The following is a 465-nucleotide window of genomic DNA, read 5'->3' on the forward strand; positions in this document are numbered from 1 at the left end:
GCCAGCTCGCGCCGTTGCCGGGCTCGTCGAGGATGCCCGCGATGATCCAGGCGCTGGCCGCCGCCAGCAGCCACACCAGCACGTCGCTGCTGGAGCCGCGCGTCGCCCGCCACAGCAGGCCCTCGATGGCCAGCACCATGTGCACGAAGAGGATGAACAGGACCGCCCAGCGGCCGCCGGTGATCGCCAGGGCCGAGGCGCCGCCGCCGATGAGGACCGCCCACAGCCAGGTGTGGGTCAGGGTGCGGTGACCGCCGGAGCGACGGGGGTCGGCCGGCTTCTTCGTCGCCTTGTAGACCGCGTAGGACAGCTTGTCGACGACCTCGCACAGCCAGCGGGAGACGGGACCGAACGACCGCGAGATGGTGGCGGCCTTGTGGTCCAGGTCCGGGGCGAGCGCGGCCCCGGCGCAGATCAGCGCACCGGCCAGCAGCACGGGCCAGGGCATCGGACGTCCGGCCGCGG

At 73.5% G+C, this 465-nt stretch carries 1 protein-coding gene; it reads right to left on the minus strand.

Features of this window, described 5'->3' with window-relative positions; genetic code table 11:
- Window positions 1-465 (minus strand): metal-dependent hydrolase (locus tag LPA54_RS37930; RefSeq protein ID WP_228984953.1); only part of this gene is annotated, 465 nt, incomplete at both ends.

The sequence above is a fragment of the Streptomyces sp. DH12 genome, from assembly GCF_020873895.1.
GTDB lineage: Bacteria > Actinomycetota > Actinomycetes > Streptomycetales > Streptomycetaceae > Streptomyces.